This window comes from Ralstonia sp. OTU4908, assembly GCF_038440115.1.
Taxonomy (GTDB): domain Bacteria; phylum Pseudomonadota; class Gammaproteobacteria; order Burkholderiales; family Burkholderiaceae; genus Ralstonia; species Ralstonia pickettii.
Genome location: NZ_JASATD010000005.1, coordinates 202,732 through 224,771 on the forward strand (window position 1 = coordinate 202,732; position 22,040 = coordinate 224,771).

Consider the following 22,040-nt stretch of genomic DNA (forward strand, 5'->3'; position numbering starts at 1 on the left):
TCTAAGCTGAGTCCGAACGTAACGTGCATGGGCGGATGTGTTTGACGGAACTGAGTTCTAGATGGAAAAGCTTGTCGGAAGCCGAACGTACACCGACGCGGACAGCACTATCAGCGCATCGGAACTGTTCATTGCTCACCGAAGAGGTACGTGCGCGCCGAGTCTAGGGGAATATTGAGGCATTTTGTGTCTCGAGTGCGCTTGGTCATGTGTCGCATCACCATGAGGCCACAAGATAAGAGGCAACTGTTTCCTTAAGACGAAAATTGCCTCTTCTCACTGGGCGTTGTCCCCAAGTGATGCCGATTGCAGCATAGCTGCGTCTGATTGTGTTTGCTGCGTGGGCAATTCGCGCGCAACACAGGTTGCTATACATGTGTGCATCAACCACATTTTGGAGACAACACATGCACGCAAAACACCGCAATGGCCGAGTCCAACTCTATCGCAGCACCTACGTGCGCAAGGGCGAGAAAGGCAATACCCACGGATATGCGCAGCAGCAGTTTGTCGGCAGCCTGCCCGCTGAGTCGTTGGCCATTCCAGACGACCTTGCCGGCAAGCTGACTGATGCTGAGCGCGGCTACGTCGAGCGCGAAATCATCGAGCCGGCGCGCCAACGGGCGGAGGATGAACGGCTCAAGGCTCAAGCACGCGAGCGCGACCCGAACTGGCGCATCGTGGAAGCGGCACGTTTGCTGAAGGAGGCTCGCAACCTAAGCGATGCCTGTCCGGGCGTATTGGATGCCGTCGGCGCAGCAGGAGCGGTGGATGTCTCCGAGCACCTGCGTGGGTTCGTCCTGCCGTCGAGGCAGAATAGTCAGACGAACCATCCGCTGAATGACGCTCTTGAGTCGATTCGTCGGGCGACCAAGTCCGTCAAGGATGGGGACTACGGTAAGGCGCCCGAGGAGAACGTGAGAGCGACAAACGAGTATCAACTGTGGGCCGCAATCAAGAGCGCCATAGATGGCGCCGGTGATGACAGCCTTTTGCGTGCGATGCAGGACGCAGGTTTTGCGAAGGCAAAGGGGAGGTGAGTTTGGATTGGGCGGGCACGGCAGGCTAAAAAGCGATGAGGGAGCCGAAGCCCCCTCATTACACATTTGGGCTATGCCCGGCGGCCCATCAGCTGTTCGCAGCGGCGTCCTTAACCTTCTTCAATGCGCGAACCTTGACGCGCACCGACGCAGGCTTGGCCTCGAACCACTGCTCCTGACCGGTAAACGGGTTCTTGCCGAAACGGCGCTTGGTCGCCGGCACCTTGACCGAGGTCACCTTGAACAGGCCCGGCAGCGTGAACTCGCCCGCGCCCTTCTTGTGCAGCGACCCCAGGATGGTGTTCTCCAGATGCAGGAGGACGGCTTTTACCGACTTCGCATCGACTTCAGCCTGCTCAGCCAGATGGCTCACCAGGGCGGCCTTCGTGAACGTGTCCTTCAGCGGTTTGATGGCAGGTGCCGTGCCTGCCGACTTCTTTGCCGGTGCGGCCTTCTTTGCGGCGGTCTTTGTTTTGGTTGCCATAAGAGAATAGGTTGGGTGAGTTGACCATCTAGTGGCAGTGCGTCAAGGTTGCAACGCACTGCTGGTTAGCAGTGCAAATATTGCCGTTTCCTCAATGATTACGCCAGAGCATGCGGATGGAACGGGCCGCATGCGAGGGCCCCGAGTAGCCGGAGCCGGCTCATGTAAAGAGGGATGAAACATCCGCGATGGCCTGCGATTTCCTGACCGCCGGCGTAGCGATGATGCTGGAAGGCGCCTTGATGGCTCGCCTGCCCTGCGGCGGAATGGGGCGAAATTCCTTAGGCCCATTCGGTTTGCGGAAAACATTAACGCCCTCGGCCTGCTCCAGAGGCTCTCCCTTCCTCGTGCGCATCGACCATCCCTGCAGACCGTTGATTTCGCATAGTGCAGCACGCAACTGCTGCCGCCGCCGCCGAACCGTGGCGCCAGCGACGTCCGTCGTGCACCAGACGTAAGTCGCCAGCGTATCCAAGTTGAAGGACATGGTTGTTCTTGGTCGGATGCGTACCGAGAGAGCACAGTGCAACGCACGTGCGGTATCCGTTTGCAGCGTCAGGCGCTCCTGCAGCGAAACGGGCGAGTATTGCTGGCCAATCAGAATTTCGGTCAGCCGCGCGTTCAGGATGACCTGCGCGCCCTGTTTGTCGCCGCGACGCCAATGGAGTAGCCGTGAACTGAATTCCTCATTGCCCTTCGCTGCCCATATCGTGACCTCACTCAAGCGCATCAATTCGCGGCGAATCTGCTTTGCTGCACTACCGCCCTCGGCTGCACGTCCACAGCGCTGTGACAACTCTGCATAGCTCACGTGCAGCGTTGCAAGCGCAGGTGCATTTCCCTCATGGATGGCGGCAAGCGGGCGGGCAGCAGGTTCACAATAGAGCGCTGCTTCGATAGGTGCCCAGTCGGCGATTTGCTGCTGAGCCTTTCCGTACTGTTTTCCCGCCAATTCCAGGAGCACGAGCAACAGCGTTTGTTCGGGAATGCCTAGGCGGTCCGGGCCGCGCAGCCGCCAAGTGACACCACCGAATGTACACCGAGCGTCGAGCTTCGGCCGCTCACCATTGCCGACGGAGCCGAACAACCCTGTACCCGGCAGCATCGGGTCGTACCGCACAATACGCTTATCTTGAACTGGCAATGTCATCGCTTCGCCCCCGTCGTACGTCCCTTTCGTGCCGCCGAAGGCGATTTCGATGCACCATCGGGCGTCCAGACCGTCATTGCTCCGGAGTGTGGGGCCTTGCGCAGCACAACCGTCGCGGGGGTGCCAACGTAGTTGGTTTTCGGGCTGTCCAACCGCACAAACTGACGGAGCTCGGCCTTGGGGATGCCGAGCTCGCCGGCCAACTGCTCTGACACCGGGGAAAGATTCGCTTGCCAGCGTATCGCGTCCGTCAGTGCGGTACAGCCTCGGGAAGCGTAGGCGTACTCACCGCCACCGGTTGTCATGGACATGCGGTTGGCGTGGTGCGCGATAAGAACGGCGGCACCCGTGTCATGTGCGAGTCGTTCGAACCGGTTGACGACGGCTGTCATCATCGCTGTATCGTTCTCGTCCCCGTCGTGAAACCGACGCAGAGGGTCGACGATGACCAGGCGCGCCCCTTTGCATAACTCGACCAGTTGGCGGTATTCCTCGTTGCCGACGCCGAAGCAGACTAACGAACCGCGTCCGTTCAGTGGATAGATGCCCAGGTTCTCATGCAGACGCGCGAGGAAAGTATGCAGGCTGTCACGACTCGTGGATACCATGCTTTGCTGCAACTGTTCGGAGACGCCATGCAATCGCTGGTGGATGACCGCCTTCGGCTCTTCAGCCAGAAACAGTACGACCTTGGCCGGCGATAGACTGCAACCGTCCAGTGCTCCACCGAGAATCGGCTGCCCCGACGCCATCGCACAGCCGATTTGCATCAGGAGCATGGTTTTTCCCAAGCTGCCCGGGGCAATGAGGGCGCCCACCGTACCCGCCAGCAAGCCTGGCAGGATGTGTTCCAGCGTCGGCGGCGGCGTCATCAGAAGGTGGCGAATGTTCAGCTTCAGGTCGGAGAGCGCAGTCATTGGCCGCCTCCGACTACATGTTCGGCGAGCCAGGCGTCAACATCTGCACGACGCCAGCGGAGCAGACGGGTGCCGGGGATGTTAAGCCGTGGTGGAACAGCCATCGGGTTGAGGCGGAGGTCTTTTTTGATTGTCTCCGGGCTGCGGCCGAGCAGCTCCGCGAGTTCGCGAAGGTCCAACAGGTAAGACATGGAATACACTCCAAAAGGTAGATTCCCCGGAGCGAGAGGGTTGAAAACGCCTCCCGCGACGCCGGGTGCCACCACGTGGCTCTATGTGTATTCACTCGTCTTAAACGCTCGGGCGCTGCTGAATTGCCGACCGCTTTTGCCAATCACTGGCAATGCGTTCTAGCGCTGCCCTTTGTCAGCCTCGCTCTTCGTCTCGACCGCTACGTAAGTCGTAACTGTCCCTGGCACGGACGCGCTCCGCGCTCGCGGTGACGCCGAGATACGCCTTGCAGTTGCACGACGAAAGGGTTCCGGATTCAGTGACGTGGGCCTATTTTTAGACTGATGGAATCGCCTCAACGGGTAAGGTGCGTTCATATGATGCCCAGGCATCAGGCGCACAAGAACCCACCATCATGTGAACGCGGCGTTGAGGGGAAGTCCTTATCAGACAAGGCTTTGCGGGCGATTGTGAGGGGCTGCTCTATCTTTCTCTAGAAAGATAGTCTCAGCAGGGCGAAGTGTGGCCTGCGGAGCCTCGGGCTCGCGCCGGCCGTGGATAGCGGTGCTGGGCACCGAGCTAAGCACGCCCGGGCGTGCGGGACTGCGCCCTACCGGGCGTTCGAGGGCGCAGCCCTGGCACATATCAAGCTCGGCAGCGATGGTCGACCAAAAGGGGCGGGCGTGTATTGGTGCTCCCGACATCAGGCGCACCAAACCCAGGCATGACGTGAACGCGGACAAACGAGGAAACCGTTATCCCGTAAGGCTTGGCGGCTCATCGAAAGGGGCTGCTCTATCTTTCTCTAGAAAGAGAGTAGTTTCATCAGGGCGAACTATGGCTGGCGGACGTTTGGTCGCCGCCAGCCGTAGGGGCGGTGCGGGCACCGCGCTATGCCAAGGAACGCCTGCGGCGTCCTGTACTTCTCCCAGGCAAGAGTACTTGGGCGAAGCCCTGGCATATCTCACCGCATCCGCTGTCAGGCTACGGCTACGATGGTTCGGCTGGATGGGACAGGGCGGGTCAATTTTGCATCGGCGTCAACACGTGGCAGGTTAGTCAGAACCAACTCCCAGAATTCAGCCCTCGACTTCCGCGATGGCTTGCTCTGCGGGAGACAGGCGAGGATGGAGTGCCGCCTGTAATTGACCCTCGCGGTCGGCACGCCGTAGCCACTTTGCGACCGCGTACGCGTCGTGCTGGTCGCTGGTCATGCCTTCCCGCGCGGAAAACGCGTGTCGCCACATCGACGGGTAGGCCTCGACTATCGCCGAGCGACTCGCAGGAATATCCCAGCCATCGAACGGCCAGAAGTGCACCGTCTCGCCGAGCTGCCGGTGCAGATACAAAAACCACGGTAGGCCGGAATGCGTCGATTTGGCCACCGAGCCTTGCACGTCGAAGTGGAACGACGACTTGGCCCTGCAGGGCGCCTCGGTGATGCGCCGCCACTTGGGATTTCCCTCCCGCGCAGCGCCGTTACCGGTAAGACCATCGCGAACGAAATCGACGTAGACGTGCGCCTCGTCGGTTGGCCAGTGCCTTTGGAAGTCCTCCAAAAACGCGTACCAGTCCGGTTCCAAATGATGGACCTCGAAGTAGCGCAGGGGGAATGAGAAGCTGTGGTCGATGCCAACGATGGTCGGAATGTCCTCTCGTAGAAGGTCGGTCAGCCATATGGCGATGCCGCGTCGTGTCCAGTACTTGTGAGGATTTGAGTGAGGGAGTGACTTCGGTGGGTTCGTCGTTCTCAGGGCCCGCCATGTAGATTCGTATGCCCTGCAGGCTGTCGCTGGGCGTCTGAGCGCCGGAATAGTCGATACCCACGTAGCGGTGAAAAGATGCGGACATGACGAAACCGGCTTGTAGTGTTCTGGCTGGGTCTTGCTGCAGCATGATTTCTATCGAAGCTGCGAGAGGTGCCTCTGAATTGCACCGTTCTGCCTCGAATGTCTCTCAAGCAAGGAACTTGTAGTTCGAGGGGAAGGCCTTACCGTCGCAAAAGAGAGCGAAAGCACTAAAACTGTGTACGCGCAGGGCGTTGATACTGGCGGAAACGCTTTGGTCTAAACAAGGCACCACTTCGGGCTTGCTGCGATTAAAAATTGGCCGCCAAGTAACTTCATCATCCGCTTTAGCACGCTGATGTATAGTGCAGGTTGATTCTAAAGCGAGAGCGACCATGGCCGACATCCTCGACTTCGAAGAAGCAAAATTTCACAGGGACACGGGTAAGTTGCTGTGGGGCGAACACGACGTCAACATTGATTGGCAGGATGTCACGGTCTACGGGGCCACCGGAGAGCCGCAGATGACAGACGCCATTTCGATGGGCGAGAAAACCCGGCAGAAGGTGGCCAAGCTGTTCGCATCCTTCGGGCTGCCCGCCAAGCCCAACACCTACGGCGAACTGTTGCGCAACGTCGAGTACTGTGAAATATTGATTCTGATTACAGGAGGCGCGAGTGCGGGCGTTTCTTTGGACTGCATGATGGGGTCCGGTGATATTTGGAAGCCGGGCTGGGGTGCGCGTATCAAGGCCATTGTTGAAGGGGACTTGGAAACGTTGGCGCGTCTGCATCAGGAAGCCGATGTGTTTCGCCTCAACGGCTTGCGAGCGGACAACAAACGCTCGTCGTGTGTCTGATAACGCTGGCGGACCTACCGTTATCAACTCCTTAACCAAACGTCGGGCCTTCCGGTGGCCGTTGCCGGCCGTCTTATCCGCTAATCACAGACATTGATGTGCATGATTGGCGAGAAATTTTACAGCCCTGCTTGGGTGTCCGTCATTTCCGCGAAACGCCCCGAACGATATCGCTCTGCCCTCTCGGCATCGGTCATCGGCTTGGTGGGTTCCAGCAAGCGCACATCGATGCCCTTGCTTCTCGTCTCCATGAGTTTCCGAAGCGCGTGCTTAACAGCATGAGTCAAGCGAGACACCTGGAAGAGCAATCCTCTCAAGCCCATTTCATTCGCTCTCCGGTCGAGATACCGGTTGGCAGTTTGTCACTTCGATGGCTCGCCTCCGATACCTCAGACACAAAACGTCGCCGCACACAGACGTGGCCAAGCTGCCCGCAGCTTTGGCAATGAAATATACGGCTCGCTGACTGGAGCGCCTGCTTCGATATCGTCAACGGTTTGTGTTGGCTCGCACCATAGCGACCGCTCGAGTCGCACGCGTTCATACAGCAAGGCCCACCGCCCGTGCAGCGCTTCCGGTGCGCCGTTGGCGACCTGCACGAACAGGTCAGCGCACGCAAGCGACCACGGCGCCACCGCGTCGAGTCCCCTATCAAGCATGACATCGTCATCGGCCATCGCATAGCCGACGCGGTCCTCGAGCCATTCCTGCAGGCTCTGCGCTGATTGCTGTGCAGCGGATAGCGCGGCCGCGCATACGGCGGGCGACAGGTGCACTACTGTGCGAACACCGGCGGATTGTGTGGTTTTGATTGAACTCACTCGCGTTTCTCCTGATTTATGAAGTAAAAACAGAATGTGCGAGGACGGTCGAGAATGCAGCAAATATCGATTACGTAATTAAAATATCGATTACGTAATCCCATCGTAGTTGCCTATACGTGCTGTGCGCCCATCGGGCGAATATCAGAGGAGGGCACAACGATGGTAGGGCGACCTGGTGTTAGCTTGGTCGATGTCGTGCGCGCTTGCGTTGCACTCATGCACCAGAAGCGCCGCGTCGGACCGAGCAATGTACGCTCCGAACTTGGACGGGGCAGCATGTCCACGATTAGTCGGCACCTGCGAACGCTGGCGCTGCACGAGGGGCATCGCGAACCGAGGTATTGATGCGTGATTCGAAGAAGGCGGCCCCCTTTTGGTGGGCCGCTTGCTTTCCAGGGTACTGTTCTCCCGATATTTTTCCACTTGTTGCTGATGTGCTGCGAGAGGGAAGGGCGGTCGTTATGGAGTGGCATTTTTGCCTGATAATGAGCAACTGGTTTACCACCCTCGCAGCCTGCAATGCTCGACGATATCAAGAAAACCCTCTGGGCTGCGGCCGATAAGCTGCGCGCCAACATGGACGCGGCCGAGTACAAGCACCTTGTGCTCGGGCTCATCTTCCTCAAATACATCTCCGATACCTTCGCCGCCCGCCGTGCTGACCTGGCGCGCCGCTTCGCCGACGAGAATGACGAGTACTTCCTCCACGACTGCGACGACGAGTTGCTCGCGGAAGAGCTGGAGGACCGGGACTACTACAAGGAAGTCAACGTTTTCTGGGTACCCGAATCCGCCCGTTGGGAGAACCTGCGCAGTGCCGCCAAGCAGACGGACATCGGCAAGCGCATCGACGAGGCGCTTGCCGAAATCGAGGGGGAGAACCTGAAGCTCAAGGGTATTCTGGACAAGCGCTATGCCCGGGCGCAACTGCCCGATGGCAAGCTGGGGGAGCTGGTCGACCTGATTTCCACCATCGGATTTGGTGCGGATGCCGGTCAGGCGCGCGACGTCCTCGGCCAAGTCTACGAATACTTCCTTGGCCAGTTCGCCAGCGCCGAAGGTAAGAAGGGCGGCCAGTTCTACACGCCGGCGTCCATCGTCAAGACGCTGGTGGCCGTGCTCGCGCCGCATCATGGCAAGGTCTATGACCCCTGCTGCGGCTCCGGTGGCATGTTTGTCCAGTCGGAAAAATTCATCGAGGCACATGGCGGCAAGTTGGGGGACGTGTCCATCTATGGGCAGGAGTCCAACCCCACCACCTGGCGACTGGCGGCGATGAACCTGGCTATCCGGGGAATCGATTACAACCTGGGCCGGGAGCCGGCGGACACGTTTGTGCGCAACCAGCACCCGGACCTGCGCGCGGACTTCGTCCTGGCCAACCCACCGTTCAACGTCAGCGACTGGTGGCACGGCAGTCTGGAGGGAGACCCCCGGTGGGCCTATGGCACGCCGCCGCACGGCAATGCGAACTATGCCTGGTTGCAGCACATGCTTTATCACCTGAAGCCGAATGGCCGCGCAGGCATCGTGCTGGCCAATGGTTCGATGAGCTCAAGCCAGAACAGCGAAGGCGATATCCGCAGGGCGATGGTGGATGCCGACGCGGTGGAAATCATGGTGGCCCTCCCGGGGCAGCTCTTCTTCAACACCCAGATTCCGGCCTGCCTGTGGTTCCTCGCCAAACAGAAGACTACCCGCAAGGGCGAAGTGCTATTCATCGACGCGCGCAAGCTCAGCACCATGACTAGCCGGGTTCAGGCCGAGTTCACTGAAGAAACCATCGACCGGATTGCCGATACCGTTGCCGCGTGGCGTGGTGAGGCCGTCGAACGAACTGGCGAGTATCAAGATATTCCCGGCTATTGTCGCAGCGTGAAGCTGGCGGAGATTGCGGAGCATGCTCACGTGCTGACCCCAGGGCGCTATGTCGGCGCCGAGGAGGTCGAGGATGATGATGAAGCTTTTGCTGAGAAGATGCAGAAGCTCACGGAGAAGCTGGGGGAGCAGTTGGCAAAGGGCGCAGAACTGGACCAGTTGATTCGCCAGAAGCTTGGGGGAATGGGATATGAGCTTTGACTCAACGGGTGTCGAGTGCCAACAGACAAGCATATTCTCAGAACTAATCGCACAAGGAGCATTGCAAATCGGCGATGGCTACAGAGCGAAGAATGACGAGCTTGGTGGGGCGGGAACTATATTTCTACGCGCAGGACATGTTCGCGATACTCATATAGATTTTGGCGGCGCCGATAGATTTCAAACGACTGATAATTCGAAGTTCAAGGACAAGGTGTCGCGCTCCGGAGATGTCGTGGTCACGACGAAAGGTAACAGTACTGGGCGCGTGGCCTTCGTCACTCGTGACATGCCAGAGTTTGTCTATTCACCGCACCTGAGCTATTGGCGGTCCCTTGATGAAACGCGTCTATGCCAAGGTTTTCTGCGTGCCTGGTCGCGTGGGGCTGAGTTCAGGTGTCAGCTCGATGCAATGAGCCGTTCTACGGACATGGCGCCGTATCTTAGTCTGTCAGACCAGAAACGACTCCGTATCACTCTCCTTCCCGTTGCCGAACAACGAGAAGTGGCAGCCCTACTTGATGAGCTCGACGACCGCATCACCCTCCTACGCGAGACCAACGCCACGCTGGAAGCCATTGCCCAAGCCCTATTCAAGTCCTGGTTCGTCGATTTCGACCCCGTCCGCGCCAAGCAGGAAGGCCGCGCGCCAGACGGTATGGACGAAGCCAGCGCTGCGCAGTTTCCGGATGCATTTGAGGAATCGGAGTTGGGGTTGGTGCCAAGGGGGTGGGCGGTCCGTTCGCTTGATTCCTTTGCGAACTATCTCAACGGTCTGGCACTGCAAAAATACCCACCGGAGAGCGATGACGAGTACCTTCCAGTTATCAAGATTGCTCAGCTCCGGGCGGGAAGCGCTTCAGGCGCGGACCGCGCTAGCTCTAGGCTCAAACCCGAATACGTTGTTCACGATGGTGATGTATTGTTTTCTTGGTCTGGCACACTGGAAGTTGAATTGTGGTGTGGCGGCGACGGAGCTTTGAATCAGCACCTGTTTAAGGTCACTTCCACTGAAGTGCCAAAGTGGTTTTATTACTTGTCGACACGGCATTTTCTTCTAAGGTTCCGTGACATCGCCGCCCATAAGGCAACTACTATGGGGCACATTCAGCGCAAGCATTTGACGGAAGCTCGGTTGGCAATCCCACCTGCTCACGTCCTCGGGTCGATGTCGGAGCTTGTCGCGCCACTAATTGAGCGGCGCATTGCGAATTCTTTGCAGGCGCGGCACTTAGCGACGCTTCGGGACACCCTCCTCCCTCGCCTGATTTCCGGCCAACTCCGCCTCCCTGAGGCAGAAGCAGATGCCCTAGCAGCCTGACGCCGCCATGACAGAAGACCGACTGGAACAGGAAACGCTCGGCTGGCTCTCCGAAGTCGGCTATGACTGCCTCTTCGGCCCTGACCTCGCTCCCGATGGAGCGAACGCCGAGCGAGCCGATTACCGTCAAGTCCTGTTGGTCGAACGTCTACGCGGCGTCATGGCGCGCCTGAATCCGAGCATCCCGCTGACTGCCCGCGAAGACGCGGTGCGTCAGATTCGAGACCTGGGTATCCCTGTTCAGCTTTCCGCAAACCGGCGCTTCCATCAAATGCTGGTCGGTGGCGTGCCGGTCGAATATCAGAAGGACGGCGAAACCCGTGGCGATTTCGTTCGCCTTATCGACTGGGCCAATCCAGGGGCCAACGAGTGGCTGGCCGTCAACCAGTATTCCATCAAGGGTCCGCATCACACCCGACGGCCTGACATCATTCTGTTCGTCAACGGCTTGCCATTGGCGCTACTGGAACTCAAGAACCCAGCTGACGAGAGCGCCGACATCTGGAGGGCCTTCGACCAGATTCAAACCTACAAGGAACAGATTCCAGACGTCTTCCAGTACAACGAAATCTTGGTCATCAGCGACGGCTCCCAAGCCCGCATGGGCTCGCTCTCGGCAAATGCCGAGCGCTACATGCAGTGGCGCACCATCGATGGGGTCACCTTGGACCCGCTCGGCCAGTTCAACGAATTGGAAACGCTGGTCCGGGGTCTGCTGGCGCCAAGCTATCTGCTGGACTACCTACGCTTCTTTGTCCTGTTCGAGGACGACGGCACTCTGGTGAAGAAAATCGCCGGCTACCACCAGTTCCATGCTGTTCGGGCCGCAATCCAACAAGTGGTGTCTGCCTCTGTGCCTGGCGGCAGCCATAAAGGCGGAGTAGTCTGGCACACGCAGGGCAGCGGCAAGAGCATCACCATGACTTGCTTTGCTGCTCGGGTGATGCAGGAAGCGGCCATGGAGAATCCCACCATTGTCGTCATCACGGACCGCAGTGACCTCGATGGGCAACTCTTCGGTGTGTTTTCTCTAGCGCAGGACTTGTTGCGCGAGCAACCGGTGCAGGCGGCAACTCGGCAGGACTTGCGCGCCAAGCTGGCAAACCGGCCTTCCGGCGGCATCGTCTTCGCCACCATCCAGAAGTTCATGCCAGGGGAGGATGAAGATAACTTCCCCATGCTCTCGGACCGGCACAACATAGTGGTCATCGCCGACGAAGCGCACCGGACCCAATACGGCTTCGAAGCCAAGCTGAAGACGTTGAGCCCGCCGAGGCCCGCCGCCAACGACGATTCGGGCCTGCTGGTTGCCGAACCCCGAGCGGTCTACCAGGTCGGCTATGCGCAGCACCTGCGCGATGCGCTACCCAATGCCACGTTCGTGGCCTTCACCGGCACCCCGGTATCGAGCGAGGACCGAGACACGCGGGCGGTGTTCGGCGACTACATCCACGTCTACGACATGCAGCAGGCCAAGGAGGATGGCGCCACGGTGGCCATCTACTTCGAGTCTCGCCTAGCCAAACTGTCGCTTAAGGCCGAGGAGCTGCCTCAGATTGACGCGGAGGTGGATGAGCTCGCCGAGGACGAAGAGGAAAGCCAGCAGGCGAGACTGAAAACCCGCTGGGCTGCTCTGGAAAAGGTGGTCGGCGCGGAACCTCGCGTGGCCGCTGTCGCCGCCGACCTGGTGGCGCACTTCGAAGAGCGCAACAAGGCGCAGAGCGGCAAGGCCATGGTGGTGGCGATGAGCCGCGAGATTTGCGTTCACCTCTACAACGAAATCATCAAGCTGCGCCCCGACTGGCACGACCCCGACCCCGAGAAGGGCGCTATCAAGATTGTGATGACTGGCTCGGCCAGCGATAAAGCGCTGCTGCGGCCTCACATCTACAGCGGCCAAGTCAAGAAACGCTTGGAAAAGCGCTTCAAAGACCCTGCCGACCCGTTGCGTATTGTCATCGTGCGAGACATGTGGCTAACGGGCTTCGACGCGCCTTGCGTCCATACGCTGTATGTCGACAAGCCGATGAAGGGCCACAACCTCATGCAGGCCATTGCCCGCGTCAACCGCGTTTTCAAGGACAAGCAGGGCGGATTGGTTGTCGATTACATCGGCATTGCCAATGAGCTCAAGAGCGCGCTCAAGGAATATACGGCGAGCAATGGGCGTGGCCGCCCCACCGTCGACGCTGCTGAGGCGTATGCGCTCCTGGAAGAGAAGCTGGACATCCTGCGCGGCATGCTCCACGGCTTCGACTACAGCGACTTCCTGACGGCTGGCCATAAGCGTCTGGCTGGTGCTGCCAACCATGTGCTGGGTCTCAAGGATGGCAAGAAACGCTTCGCCGACACGGCGCTTGCCATGAGCAAGGCGTTCACGCTGTGCTGCACGCTGGACGAGGCCAAGGCCGTCCGCGAAGAGGTCGCCTTCATGCAAGCGGTCAAGGTCATCCTGACCAAGCGCGAGCTCAGTGAGAAGAAGCGCACCGACGAGGAGCGTGAGTTGGCCATCCGGCAAATCATCGGCTCTGCGGTGGTTTCCGAAGAGGTCGTGGACGTCTTCGAGGCGGTCGGCCTTGACAAGCCGAATATCGGCATTCTCGATGACGCTTTCCTCGCGGAAGTGCGCAATCTTCCGGAACGCAACCTGGCGGTCGAGTTGCTGGAGCGACTGCTGGAAGGTGAAATCAAGAGTCGCTTTGCTGGAAACGTGGTTCAGGAGAAGAAGTTCTCCGAGATGCTTGCCAATGTGGTGAAGCGCTACCAGAACCGAGCCATTGAGACGGCCCAGGTCATCGAAGAGCTCATCGACATGGCCAAGAAGTTCCGCGCCGCCGCCAGCCGTGGCGAGGAGCTGGGACTGACCGAAGATGAGGTGCGCTTCTATGACGCTTTGGCCAATAACGAGTCCGCCGTGCGTGAACTCTCCGATGAGACGCTGAAGAAGATTGCGCACGAACTGACCGAGAACCTACGCCAGAACATCACCGTGGACTGGTCAGCGCGCGAAAGCGTGCGCGCGAAGCTGCGACTGATGGTCAAACGGATTTTACGCAAGTACAAGTATCCGCCGGACCAGCAGGAGGGGGCGGTGGAGTTGGTGTTGCAGCAGGCGGAGGCCTTGGGAGAGGCTTGGGTCTGAATGCTAGTTGCGCTTCCTATTCCCCTTTTTTCTGTGTTCCTAGAGATGTCTCAAGGAGGGCACGCGCTTGCAATAACGCTGTGTCCGCGTCGACCTTGTGCCCATGGAGATTCTCCGCGAGTGTGCTCAATAGTTGGCCCCTTGCAAGTGCGAGTCGCGTTTACAGCGCGCCATTGTCAGTAACTGTTGTAGAGGTGCGAAAAATCCACCCCTTCAATCTTGAAGAGGTCCATCCCTGCCGCGAGTTCCATCGGGTCGTAGATACGGCGGCCTGCACGCTTCTTTCCATAGCGCCCCGCCATGCCTTCGGGCTGATGGCCCAAGATGCCGTCGAGCTGATATTGCGATAGCTTGCATCGGCCACCGTATTCTTCGAATGTGTGCCGGAAGGAGTGGAAGTTGTAGCGGATATCGTCCACAACATGCTTGTCCAGATACTCGTTGAACCAGGTCGAGAACTGGGCCGTGAGCACGCCATACTTGTTCGGCTTCAGGCCCGGAAAGAGCCACTCCTCTCCGGCCAACTGCATCTGCTCGACATAGCGACCAAAGCCGATTTTCATCAGCTCGCTATGGACGGGGACTTGACGCTTCGAGACCCTATTCTTGACACCCTGTTCTTCGTGCAAGTCCGTAATGCGCAGGAACATGCGGTTGTTCCAGGTTTGCACGTCACAGACCATCAACTGGCCAAGCTCCTCCTCGCGCTCACCACCGAAGACCGCGAGCAGTGGCAGCCAGAATGCGGCATCGCCCCCACCCTTGGCGGGCCGCTTGCCTGCGGTGAACACCTCGGTCTTGAACAAGAGCCGGATGTGCGAGGGCTCAAACGGTTGTTGGTCGTTTTTCTCCTTCGTCGAGACCTTGATTTTGACTTCCGAAAAAGGGTTGGCCCTCAACGCCGTGAGGCCACTCTCCAGATTCGTCTGCAGGATGGGACGTAACAGCGCAAAAATCGTCTTCACGCGGCTCTTGGAGAGGCCTTCGTTCTGTTCGAGGTATCGCGCATAGTCGCGAATGTCATCGGCGGTGAGCTCGACCGGCGCACTGTCGCCGGAAAACTTCCGCAGCCGCGCCACCTGTGACCGGGCCTCATCAACGGTCTTGGGCTCGGGGTGCCGCTCGCTGGCCCAATAGCCCAGATAGTGGTCCCAGCTGTCATTCTCACCGGGGGCGGCGGGCATGTCAGGGGTGGGTACCTCGATGCCCCGCAGCCGGTCTAGCTGACTCTTGATGACCTGTAGGTCGGCCTGCATCAGTTGCAGAGTGTAATGCTGCAGCAGGCCGGGCTCCGCCGTGGCGGCGTCGAAGCCCTCGGTTGCCAGCATGTCATCGGTGTTGTGCTCGGCGTACGATGTGTCCTGAATCGCGCACGCGTCCTCGAGCGCCTGCAGTTCCTGCCCGAGCTCGGCGCGGCGTGCCTGCAGGTCGGCGAGCGTTTTGGGGCGCTCGTCTTCGTCCGTGTCGAGAATCGCAGCCTTATAGCGCTCGATGAGCGATGGAATCATCCAGCGCTCGAGCTTCTGTGGTTGCTCATCGTGGGCGGCTTCACTTGTGTGCGGTATCTCGTCTGCCGCGTCAGTCGTGGGCGGCGTCTCGTCTGCGACCTGCAGTTTGGCCTCGTGGGTCGCGAAGAGATTGTCAGCCTCCACGGACAGCTTGCGGGCGCGTTTGGCGGCAGTCTTGTAATCGGGCGTGCCTAGGGAGGCGGTGATGACCGGCTTGCCGATTGAAGCTTGGAGGTGCTTGGGGACCGGGCGCCGGAACTGCCACTTTTCGCTGTCGGGCCGTTTGTAGAGGTATTGTTGCAAGGCTTTGTCCACTGGGTGACCTATCGAGGCGGATTCGTACGCAAATTGCTACGGTCCGTTGTTACGGTCGACAAGCGGAAAAACTTTAGCCAGCACCCTGGAGACCCTTATAAATCAAGGGTCTCGGAAAGCGAAAGGCCGCTGGTCCTTGCGGAGCAGCGGCCTTTCAGTGAGTGGTGGCGAATCAGGGACTCGAACCCCGGACCTGCGGATTATGATTCCGTCGCTCTAACCGACTGAGCTAATTCGCCGAAGAAGCGGGATTCTACCGTCTTCGGCGAATATGTCAACCCCCTGCGTCAGTCGTTGCGATAAATATCCACATCCTTGGTCTCGCGCACGAAGAGCACTCCGATCACGAAGGTGATGGCCGCGATCCAGATCGGGTACCACAAACCGTGATAGATATTGCCGTTCTGGGCCACGAGGGCGAACGAGATGGTCGGCAGCAGGCCCCCAAACCAGCCGTTGCCGATGTGATACGGCAGCGACATCGACGAGTACCGGATGCGCGTCGGGAACATCTCCACCAGCATTGCCGCGATCGGGCCGTAGACCATGGTCACGTAGATCACCAGGATCACCAGGATCACCAGCACCATGATCGTGTTCATCTGGGCGGGATCGGCCTTGGCCGGGTAGTTGGCCGCCTTGAGCGACTCGCTCACCTGCTTCTTGAAGTCGGCGATCTTGGCCTTGCTGTCGGCGTCGAAGTTCTGGCCGTCTGCCGTGCGGGTGGCGTTGAGCGAGGTGATCTGCTTACCCGCGATCGACACCGATGCGACCGTGCCGGCCGGGCCTTCGACCGTCTCGTAGCTGGCCGACGACTGCGCTAGCGTGCGCTTGGCGATGTCGCAAGACGAGCGGAAGTCCACCTCGCGGGCGATCGGGCTGCCCTGGAACGAGCACTCCTTCGGATCGACCGTGATGGTGATCTGCGCGGTCTGCTGGGCACGCTCCAGCGCCGGGTTGGCGTAGTGCGTGAGCGCCTTGAACAGCGGGAAGTAGGTCAGCACCGCCAGCAGGCAGCCGGCCATGATGATCTTCTTGCGACCGATGCGGTCAGAGAGCGAGCCGAAGAACACGAAGAACGGCGTACCGATGGCAAGCGCTACCGCAATCAGCACGTTGGCCGTGAATGCGTCGACCTTCAGCACCTGCGTGAGGAAGAACAGTGCGTAGAACTGGCCCGTGTACCACACCACAGCCTGGCCGGCGGTCAGGCCGAGCAGCGCCAGGATGACGATCTTCAGGTTGCGCCATTGGCCGAACGCTTCTGTCAACGGGGCCTTGGAGGTCTTGCCCTCGGCCTTCATCTTCTGGAATGCCGGCGATTCGCTCATCGACAGGCGGATGTACACCGACGTGGCGAGCAGCAGGATCGAGACCAGGAACGGGATGCGCCAGCCCCAGTCGTCGAACGCCTTGCCGGTCAGTTCGCGCACGGCCAGGATGACGACCAGCGAGAGGAACAGGCCCAACGTAGCCGTCGTCTGGATCCACGATGTGTAGGCACCGCGGCGGCCGTGCGGGGCGTGCTCGGCGACATACGTGGCGGCGCCGCCGTACTCACCGCCCAGCGCCAGACCTTGCAGCATGCGCAGCGCGATCAGGATGACCGGCGCAGCAACGCCAATCGTGCCATACGACGGAAGCAGGCCGACGATGAACGTCGACGTACCCATGATGACGATGGTCACCAGGAACGTGTACTTGCGCCCGATCATGTCGCCCAGGCGGCCGAACACCAGCGCGCCGAACGGGCGCACCAGGAAGCCGGCGGCAAAGGCCAGCAGGGCAAAGATGAAGCCCGCCGTGGGGTCCAGACCCGAGAAGAACTGCTTGGCGATGATGGCCGCCAACGAGCCGTAAAGATAAAAGTCGTACCACTCGAACACCGTCCCCAGCGACGAGGCAAAGATGACCTTCTTCTCCTCCCTCGTCATGGGCGCGGGCTGTACACGCCCGACGGGCGCGTTCGGTGCACTCTGCACGGTTGCCATGTTGTCTCCTGTTTTTTTCGTAGGTCGTCCCGCTGGGCATCGACATGACAACGCAAACGCTTTTCGCCCGCGGAAGTGTCAACGATTGTGGAAGCCGAAACTTACGGCGTTCTGACAGGCATGTGCCTTCCGATGCACGCGATTGGCGGTGACGATTTCAACGAAATCAAGCCCTTGGGTGCGCGCGGGCTGGCGCGCGGCGCATTGATTCGGCCGTCGCCGGGCTGCGTGCGCTGCATCATCCAACCGCCCGTTTGTATATGCAGTGCCAGACGGCATGCGCACCTTCTGCGAATGTGCATACGCACAAGAGGCACGCGGTTACCGACGTCGTTTTGGGCGATGGCTGTCGCTCCACGGCCGATTTGCCGCCGGATGTCGCGCACCGTTTCTTACGTTGTTGTGCGGCGCTAGGGAAAACCACTATCGCAGTAAACCGCCGCGGACGGCCTCAGTAAGAGTTCAGTCAGTTTCGCTATCCAGAATCGCCGCACACATTCCAAGAGCAAACCAGGAGACAGGCGATGCAGGATGGATTGGTAGGAAAAATCGAAGCGCATCCGAAATATGCGCAGCTCAAACAGAGACGCAACAGGCTTGGCCTCGTTCTGACAGTGCTGATGCTGGCCGTGTACTACGGCTACATCGCGTTGATCGCCTTCGATAAGGCATTTCTCGCCAAGCCCGTGGGTACAGGCGTGATGAGCGTGGGCATGCCCGTCGGTATGGCGGTCATCATCTTCACCGTCGTCATTACCGGCATCTACGTGCGCCGCGCCAACAGCGAATACGATCAACTGACGCAGGACATCCTGAAGGACGTCGCCAAATGAAGAAGATGCTTTCGATCCTGCTGGTGGCGCTACTGGCCGCTGGCGCCTGCGGAGCGGCTCTGGCTGCCGGCGGCGATGTCGGACAGACCGCCAAGCAGGAAACCAACACCACGGCCATCGTTCTGTTTGCACTGTTTGTGGCCGGCACGCTGTGGATCACGAAGTGGGCGGCCAAGCGTACGCGCTCCGCGGCCGATTTCTACACGGCGGGCGGCGGCATCACCGGCTTCCAGAATGGCCTGGCCATTTCGGGCGACTACATGTCGGCAGCGTCCTTCCTCGGTATTTCCGCGGCCGTGATGACCTCCGGCTACGACGGCCTGATCTACTCCATCGGCTTTCTGGTCGGCTGGCCGATCATCACGTTCCTGATGGCCGAGCGGCTGCGCAATCTTGGCAAGTTCACCTTTGCAGACGTGGCAGGCTACCGGTTCGAGCAAGGCCCGATCCGCAGCTTTGCCGCCGTTGGCACGCTGGTGGTGGTGGCGTTCTATCTGATCGCTCAGATGGTGGGTGCAGGCCAGCTCATCAAACTGCTGTTCGGGCTGGATTACTGGATCGCGGTGGTCATCGTCGGTGCGTTGATGATGGTCTACGTGCTCTTCGGCGGTATGACCGCAACCACCTGGGTGCAGATCATCAAGGCGTGCATGCTGCTGGCTGGCGTGACGTTCATGGCCATCATGGTGCTGGCGCAGTACGGTTTCAGTCTGGAGGCGTTGTTCGCCAAGGCTGTGCAGGTCAAGACCGCCATTGCAGCCAATGCCGGCAAATCGCCCGATGAGGCCGCCAAGATCGGTCTGTCGGTGATGGCGCCGGGTGGCTTCATCAAGGATCCGATCTCGGCCATCTCGTTCGGCATGGCGCTGATGTTCGGCACCGCCGGTCTGCCTCACATCCTGATGCGTTTCTTCACGGTGCCCGATGCCAAGGAAGCACGCAAATCGGTCTTCTGGGCAACTACCTGGATCGGCTACTTCTACATCCTGATCTTTATCATCGGCTTTGGTGCGATCACGCTGGTGTTGACGAACCCCGAACTGTCCGACGTGGCCAAGGGTGTCATCAAGGGCGGCGCGGGCACGGCCAACATGGCTGCGGTACTGGTGGCCAAGACTGTGGGCGGCGACGTGTTCTACGGCTTCATCTCGGCCGTGGCGTTTGCCACGATTCTCGCGGTGGTAGCAGGGCTCACGCTGTCGGGTGCATCGGCGGTGTCGCATGATCTTTACGCCACGGTCTTCAAGCACGGCAAGGCCAACAGCGCCGACGAGCTGAAGGTCTCGCGCATCACCACGCTGGTGCTGGGCGTGATCGCCGTGCTGCTGGGCATCGCTTTCGAGAAGCAGAACATCGCGTTCATGGTGTCGCTGGCGTTTGCGGTGGCGGCATCGGCCAACTTTCCGGTGTTGTTCCTCTCGATGCTGTGGAAGGGCTGTACCACGCGTGGTGCGGTTATCGGCGGGTTCCTGGGGCTGATCTCGTCAGTGGGTCTGACGATCGTTTCGCCGTCGGTGTGGGAGGCCACGCTCGGCTATCCGAAGGGCTCGGCGTGGTTCCCGTACACGTCGCCCGCGCTGTTCTCGATGACGATCGGCTTCGTGGGCGTGTGGCTGTTCTCGGTGCTGGACAGCAGCGTTCGCGCCAAGAACGAAAAGGCGTCGTTTGCCGCGCAACAGGTCCGCTCGGAAACGGGCCTCGGTGCGGCTGGCGCATCGGGCCACTGATCGGCCACTGCCCACGCTGACCGGAGGCGGGTGACGCATTGCATCGCCCGCCTTCAGGCAACCATGCCCAGCGCTTTCAACTTCGCCGTCTGGCCGTTCGATTGCCTCAATCAGGACGAGCAGCGCCTGGTGCGCGACGCGGTCGACATCGGCTATTACCCAGAAGGGCAGACCATCCTCGACGCAGGTGCCGCACCGCTGCACCTGTTCGTGATCATCAAAGGCCGTGTCGGCCAGTACGACGGCGACGAGCTGATCGCTACCTTTGGCCCCGACGATTGCTTTGACGGCCGGGCGCTGGTGGCCGGCAAGGCAAGCAGCCGCTTCGTCGCTGCTGAAGAAGTGGTGGCTTATCAGGTGGCACGTCAGGCGGTGCGCGACCTTATTGCCGCCAACGCCACCTTCGGTGCGCTGCTTTTTTCCGATCTCGGCAGCAAGCTCAGCGCCATTGCTCAGCGGCAGAGCATGGAGACGATGCAGTCGCTGGCTGTCTCGCACGTGAGCGATGCCTTCATCCGGCCTGCCCATTTCGTTGATGCCGGCACAGACGTGGTCTCTGTGGTGAAGCTGTTTCAGGCACAGAACACCTCGAATGTGCTCGTGCGCGATGGCGCCGCCAACCCGCCGCGCGTGGGCATCTTCACACGCAGTTCGTTGCAGCGCGCCGTCCTGCAAGGCACTCCGCTGGATCGTCTGCCGGTTGGGCAGATGAGCCAATTCTCGCTGATCACCGTGCCGGCCTCTGCGCAGATCGGCGACGCGCTGACATTGATGCTGCGCCATCGCGTGCACCGGCTGGTCGTCACGCGCGGGGATGAGATTCTCGGTTTGCTCGAATCACTGGATGTGTTCAGCTTCCTGGCCAACCACTCGTATCTGCTGACAGTGCAGATCAACCTGGCCCAGAGTTTGGACGCGCTCGCGCAGGTGGCCGCCCAGATCACGCGGATGGTCACGCTGCTCACGCGTGGCGGCTCGCGCATTGACCACGTCGCCAGCCTCGTACGCGAAATCAACGCCCGCCTGTTCGAACGCGCTTGGCAGATGATCGCGCCACCTGAACTGGTGGAAAACAGTTGCCTGTTCGTCATGGGCAGCGAAGGGCGCGGCGAGCAACTGCTCAAGACCGATCAGGACAACGCGCTGGTGCTGCGCGATGGTTACGTGCCACCCGCGGACCTGCAGCGTATCGTCACGCGCTTCTCCCATGCGCTCGCCGCATTCGGCTACCCGCCTTGCCCCGGCGGCATCATGCTCAGCCGGCCCGAGTGGTGCATGACCGCGAGCGACTTCGCGCGGCGCATTCGCGAATGGCTAATTCTGCCGAGCCCCGAGGGCCTGATGCATCTGGCGATTTTCTTCGATGCCCATGCGGTGTGCGGCGATGCCGCCTTGCTCAAGCAACTGCGGCGCGCGCTGCTGGAATTGACGGTCGACAATGATGCCGTCCTCGGCCGCTTTGCCGCTGCTGTTGAAGCTTTCAGTGCCGCGCCGGGCTGGCGCGATCGCCTGCTCGGGTTTGGCGATTCCGACCCCGTACTCGACGTGAAGAAGGAGGGCATCTTCCCGATCGTTCACGGGGTGCGCAGCCTTGCGCTCGCCCACCGGATACTCGACGAGACAGGCACCGTGCCGCGCCTGGAAGCTCTGGTGCGCGCCGGGGCGCTCGACGCGCACATGGCCGCCGAGCTGGGCGATAGCCTGCACTTCCTGATGACGCTGCGGCTTAAAGCCGGGCTGGCGGAAATCGATGCGCATCAACCTGTGTCGAGCGACGTGCATCTGGCGCGCCTTTCGTCGCTGGAGCGCGATCTGCTCAAGGACGCGCTGAGCACCGTCAAACGGTTCAAGGCGCTGCTCCGGCAGCGCTGGCGGACCGAGTGGATGTGAT

General features: G+C 60.1%; 17 protein-coding genes, 1 tRNA gene and 2 pseudogenes. 10 read left to right on the forward strand and 10 right to left on the reverse strand.

Annotated elements, in window-relative coordinates:
- Positions 1-407 precede the first annotated feature (407 nt).
- Positions 408-1,040 (forward strand): hypothetical protein, encoded by a 633-nt coding sequence (locus tag AAHM38_RS07045; protein ID WP_024973537.1) that lies wholly within the window; start codon positions 408-410, stop codon positions 1,038-1,040.
- An 88-nt stretch (positions 1,041-1,128) separates the two neighbouring features.
- Here the strand turns inward: AAHM38_RS07045 and AAHM38_RS07050 are convergent, their stop codons facing one another.
- The 5 genes from AAHM38_RS07050 to AAHM38_RS07070 form a co-directional block, all read right to left on the reverse strand.
- Positions 1,129-1,524, reverse strand: coding sequence for an HU family DNA-binding protein (locus AAHM38_RS07050; RefSeq protein WP_024973536.1), 396 nt, complete (start codon positions 1,522-1,524; stop codon positions 1,129-1,131).
- 160 nt (positions 1,525-1,684) lie between these two features.
- The gene (gene repC, locus AAHM38_RS07055; protein ID WP_024973535.1) at positions 1,685-2,674 is read right to left on the reverse strand and encodes a replication protein C, IncQ-type; all 990 of its coding nucleotides are present in this window, start codon (positions 2,672-2,674) and stop codon (positions 1,685-1,687) included.
- Positions 2,671-3,591, reverse strand: a complete 921-nt coding sequence (locus AAHM38_RS07060; protein ID WP_024973534.1) for a helicase RepA family protein — start codon at positions 3,589-3,591, stop codon at positions 2,671-2,673. Before AAHM38_RS07060 ends, repC begins: the two co-directional genes overlap by 4 nt.
- Positions 3,588-3,782 (reverse strand): helix-turn-helix transcriptional regulator, encoded by a 195-nt coding sequence (locus tag AAHM38_RS07065; protein ID WP_080693831.1) that lies wholly within the window; start codon positions 3,780-3,782, stop codon positions 3,588-3,590. Before AAHM38_RS07065 ends, AAHM38_RS07060 begins: the two co-directional genes overlap by 4 nt.
- Positions 3,783-4,841: 1,059 nt before the next feature.
- Positions 4,842-5,345, reverse strand: a complete 504-nt coding sequence (locus AAHM38_RS07070; protein ID WP_200868553.1) for a hypothetical protein — start codon at positions 5,343-5,345, stop codon at positions 4,842-4,844.
- 599 nt (positions 5,346-5,944) lie between these two features.
- Here AAHM38_RS07070 and AAHM38_RS07075 point away from each other — a divergent pair.
- A complete protein-coding gene (locus AAHM38_RS07075; protein ID WP_024973532.1) occupies positions 5,945-6,409 on the forward strand; it encodes a hypothetical protein in 465 nt (154 codons plus the stop codon).
- A gap of 119 nt (positions 6,410-6,528) precedes the next feature.
- Here AAHM38_RS07075 and AAHM38_RS07080 read toward each other — a convergent pair whose 3' ends face one another.
- Entirely contained in the window at positions 6,529-6,660 is a 132-nt protein-coding gene (locus AAHM38_RS07080; protein ID WP_259393898.1) for a hypothetical protein, read from the reverse strand.
- A 138-nt stretch (positions 6,661-6,798) separates the two neighbouring features.
- Entirely contained in the window at positions 6,799-7,293 is a 495-nt protein-coding gene (locus AAHM38_RS07085; protein ID WP_179817663.1) for a hypothetical protein, read from the reverse strand.
- Positions 7,294-7,392: 99 nt separating this feature from the next.
- On the opposite strand from AAHM38_RS07085, the gene AAHM38_RS25665 reads away from it, so the two are divergent.
- The 5 genes and pseudogenes from AAHM38_RS25665 to AAHM38_RS25670 form a co-directional block, all read left to right on the forward strand.
- Complete coding sequence (locus AAHM38_RS25665) at positions 7,393-7,578, forward strand: DNA-binding protein (RefSeq protein ID WP_080693830.1); 186 nt, start codon at positions 7,393-7,395, stop codon at positions 7,576-7,578.
- Between the two features lie 174 nt (positions 7,579-7,752).
- Complete coding sequence (locus tag AAHM38_RS07090; protein WP_116575900.1) at positions 7,753-9,312, forward strand: class I SAM-dependent DNA methyltransferase; 1,560 nt, start codon at positions 7,753-7,755, stop codon at positions 9,310-9,312.
- Positions 9,302-10,633 (forward strand): restriction endonuclease subunit S, encoded by a 1,332-nt coding sequence (locus AAHM38_RS07095; protein WP_235202050.1) that lies wholly within the window; start codon positions 9,302-9,304, stop codon positions 10,631-10,633. The genes AAHM38_RS07090 and AAHM38_RS07095 overlap by 11 nt, the downstream gene beginning before the upstream one ends.
- Positions 10,634-10,640: 7 nt before the next feature.
- Positions 10,641-12,737 (forward strand): annotated as a pseudogene (locus AAHM38_RS07100) (type I restriction endonuclease subunit R); the annotation flags it as partial.
- 66 nt (positions 12,738-12,803) lie between these two features.
- Positions 12,804-13,775 (forward strand): annotated as a pseudogene (locus AAHM38_RS25670) (DUF3387 domain-containing protein); the annotation flags it as partial.
- 176 nt (positions 13,776-13,951) lie between these two features.
- On the opposite strand, the gene AAHM38_RS07105 reads toward AAHM38_RS25670, so the two are convergent.
- From AAHM38_RS07105 to AAHM38_RS07115, 3 genes are all read right to left on the reverse strand, one after another.
- Entirely contained in the window at positions 13,952-15,586 is a 1,635-nt protein-coding gene (locus tag AAHM38_RS07105; protein WP_125472837.1) for a site-specific integrase, read from the reverse strand.
- A 174-nt stretch (positions 15,587-15,760) separates the two neighbouring features.
- A tRNA-Met gene (locus AAHM38_RS07110) sits at positions 15,761-15,837 on the reverse strand.
- A gap of 48 nt (positions 15,838-15,885) precedes the next feature.
- On the reverse strand, positions 15,886-17,589 hold the full coding sequence (locus AAHM38_RS07115) for an MFS transporter (RefSeq protein WP_012434927.1): 1,704 nt from the start codon (positions 17,587-17,589) through the stop codon (positions 15,886-15,888).
- Positions 17,590-18,113: 524 nt separating this feature from the next.
- On the opposite strand from AAHM38_RS07115, the gene AAHM38_RS07120 reads away from it, so the two are divergent.
- From AAHM38_RS07120 to AAHM38_RS07130, 3 genes are all read left to right on the forward strand, one after another.
- A complete protein-coding gene (locus tag AAHM38_RS07120) occupies positions 18,114-18,422 on the forward strand; it encodes a DUF485 domain-containing protein (protein WP_004635419.1) in 309 nt (102 codons plus the stop codon).
- Entirely contained in the window at positions 18,419-20,149 is a 1,731-nt protein-coding gene (locus AAHM38_RS07125; RefSeq protein WP_004635416.1) for a cation acetate symporter, read from the forward strand. Before AAHM38_RS07120 ends, AAHM38_RS07125 begins: the two co-directional genes overlap by 4 nt.
- 63 nt (positions 20,150-20,212) lie before the next feature.
- Positions 20,213-22,039 (forward strand): DUF294 nucleotidyltransferase-like domain-containing protein, encoded by a 1,827-nt coding sequence (locus AAHM38_RS07130; protein WP_012761239.1) that lies wholly within the window; start codon positions 20,213-20,215, stop codon positions 22,037-22,039.
- The last annotated feature ends 1 nt before the right edge of the window (position 22,040 follow it).